General features: G+C 32.3%; 3 protein-coding genes. All 3 read right to left on the bottom strand.

Annotated features, from left to right (window positions below):
• Positions 1–210: 210 nt before the first annotated feature.
• Complete coding sequence (locus FTT85_RS17910; protein ID WP_180184090.1) at positions 211–888, bottom strand: response regulator transcription factor; 678 nt, start codon at positions 886–888, stop codon at positions 211–213.
• Positions 889–899: 11 nt separating this feature from the next.
• A complete protein-coding gene (locus FTT85_RS17905; RefSeq protein ID WP_180184089.1) occupies positions 900–2,021 on the bottom strand; it encodes a DUF2827 family protein in 1,122 nt (373 codons plus the stop codon).
• Between the two features lie 71 nt (positions 2,022–2,092).
• On the bottom strand, positions 2,093–2,928 hold an 836-nt coding region (locus FTT85_RS17900; RefSeq protein WP_180184088.1), incomplete at its 5' end, for a YadA C-terminal domain-containing protein.

Genomic DNA, 2,928 nt, shown 5'->3' with positions numbered 1-2,928 from the left:
GAAATTCATGCACGTGTAGCAGTCCTCAACAGATTTACGGAATTAGGTCGACCACTTACCCAAGTTACGCCTTAAATTTGGCTCAATTAGGGGGCTTTGTATTTCAAATCTTTGTGCAACAAAGCCGATGAAAATTGGTATTGTATAAATTATAAGTCTTTGTACAATCAGTCTGGAAATCTCCCTAAAAATAAAATTTATTAAAAATATTCATATAAGTCCTATTTCTTTTGCTAATTTCACTGCATTTATTCTACTTCTAACTGATAATTTTCTATATATGTTACGTATATGTGTATCGATTGTATGCCTTGAAAGTGATAACTCTCTACTAATTTCTTTATTAGTCAAGCCAATAGCTACCTGATTTAATATATGGATTTCTTTCGAACTTAGTTTTTCACAATTATCTTGTGTAGATATAAGATTCTCTATTTTATTATCTCTTAATTCAAATAAAATTTTGCCTGCAACGAATGGATCAATAGGTGAGCCTCCTAATGCTAGCGTGTTTAATGCCAATAAAAGTTCAACATCATCTCTTTCTTTTAACATATATCCTACTGCACCAGCTTTTATAGCCGATAAAACTATGTCACTATTTGACCATGCAGAAATCACCATACAAAGGGTATTTGGTAAATAGGTATTAACCCATTTAATCAAATCTTGACCATATCCATCAGGCAGGCCTAAATCCACTAATATTAAGGTTGGATGATAATTCTTCAATTCATTATAGGCATCTTTCAAACTTTTTGAAAATTTTATATTCTCGTGATTGACATTAAAACCTTCCAGTATTTTTAGTAATCTATATTGCATTGAAATACAATCTTCAACTATTAATATTTTATAAAAAACACCATTTTTTTGATCACCAATCATATTAAACCTCATCATTTGAATAAATTTAATATTAACTCCTCATGGGATTTAATATTTTTTGTATTATTAATTGACAAATTGCTTAAAAAACTATTTGCTTCCTCTCTATAAATTTCATAATTAGCATCATGATGTTCTATTACATCAATTAAAATTTCTGCACCAGAGTATGCATTAAAACCATCATATCTATATCCAACTGGCAATAAGGTAGAATTATGAATCAATGGATAGCCCCCATATAAAGCATCATAATATGCATAATTAAGACCATTTTCCCATTGATGTGCTACCACAACGTCAGTATATCTAGCCAAAAAGTCAGGCATTTGATATCTTCTTTCCACAGTCATAATGTTTTTTTTAACAATATCAGTTCTGCCAATAAAATTATGAAATGCTTTTTGATCTTTCTTATCAAATGTATTGCACATATATATATGTTTTATTAAATCAGGATTTTTCCTATAAGCCTGCTCACATATTAATATAGGAATGTAGCTGGTTTTTAATATATTTATATTAGCTTCAAAAGAAGCTATACGCTTAGTTTTACTTCCAGGTTGATAACCAAAAATAATTTTTTGTTTTTTTAGTTTTTCTATAATCTTATCTGAAAAAATAGGTTCCCATATATGAGGCAAAATATAAACAGGAGCTCTCCCCACTATAGAAAAATATGAAAAACATGTATTCTCATGTTGTGGCAATGTCCATATCGCATCATAATTACAGCCATTAAAGTATCTACCAGGTTCTTTATTAAATACAAAAGACTCCATTTCCATTATAAAATCATTACCCATCCTATAACTTACCACTTTTCCACCATTATTATGAACTAATTCACAATGAATTGGTTCTATCATTACTGTTCCTTCTATTAATAAATCCAACTTATCAACAACATCATTTAATGATTCAATTTTTATTTCTAAATCATCTATCATCAATCCCTTAGGAGGTGTCGTTCTATTACCCAAGAAAACCAAACTAACATTTTCTACAATTGATAGTTTTTTTAATAAAAGATATAAAAAAATAATATTTTGTACAGCACCATTTGCCCAAATGTCAGAACATTGGTCATCTAAATAAAAGCTAATACCTACGTATAACTTCTTTGATAGCATTTTTTATACTCTCTTTAAAATTAAAAACCTACCTTTATTAAAAAGGTAGGCATATTATCAATTTATTTGATTTACCATGTAAATGACATACCAGCACCTACAGCAGCTGTTCTAGAATCTCCAAATCCATTGGATAATGAACTTTTAACACTTACTCCATTATTGAAATAATGGCTTGCACCAATAGCTATTGCTGATTTGCTATCATAGTGTCCAAGTCCTAAACCAAAACTTGTAGCACCTTTATAAGCTGGAGTAGGAATATTGACCATTGCAGCAATTCCTGCAATCCCTCGTGCAGCTCTATCGCGATTCTCATCTATTTGCTTAGAATTATAATCAACACGGGCTGCTAGGTTTTTGAAGGTTGAACTGTTACTTATAGTTGAATCTATATTATCAACAATATATTGTGCTGCAGCGGCAGAACTTGCTGATGCTGTTGCATAAGTTAAAGAATCTACAGCAGAACTTGCTGATGCTGTAGCGGACATAGCAGATAACTCTGCATCTTGATTTGCTCTTACAGCTGATGATTCTGCTAGTAATGCTGAATTCTGAGAGGATGTAGCAGAGCTAAGAGCAGCATTAGCACTTGTACTTGCTACAATAGCTGATTGTCCTGCCTCTAGTGATGATACTAGCGACTGATTGGCAGAACTAGCTGCTAAATTTGCTGAATTTGAAGCATTAACAGCAGAGCTTGCAGATGCATCAGCAGATCCGGCCGCACTCAATGCTGAACTTGCAGAACTGTAAGCTGAATTTTGTGAACTAGCTGCAGAACTTGCTGATGCTGTAGCAGCAGTAGATGCGCTGTTAGCTTGTGCCGTAGCAACAAGTGAAGAATTAGCTGATTCTATTGCTGAATTCTGAGAGGATGTAGCAGAGCTAAGAGCAGCATTAG

The organism is Acinetobacter sp. YH01020, assembly GCF_013420275.1.
Classification (GTDB): domain Bacteria; phylum Pseudomonadota; class Gammaproteobacteria; order Pseudomonadales; family Moraxellaceae; genus Acinetobacter; species Acinetobacter amyesii.
This window is presented reverse-complemented; position numbering and strand designations above follow the sequence as displayed.

What these genes read in the sequence shown, in the direction of transcription:
- FTT85_RS17910 (WP_180184090.1), bottom strand. Translation starts at nt 888, where the DNA reads ATGATTGGTGATCAAAAAAATGGTGTTTTTTATAAAATATTAATAGTT.
- FTT85_RS17905 (WP_180184089.1), bottom strand. Translation starts at nt 2,021, where the DNA reads ATGCTATCAAAGAAGTTATACGTAGGTATTAGCTTTTATTTAGATGAC.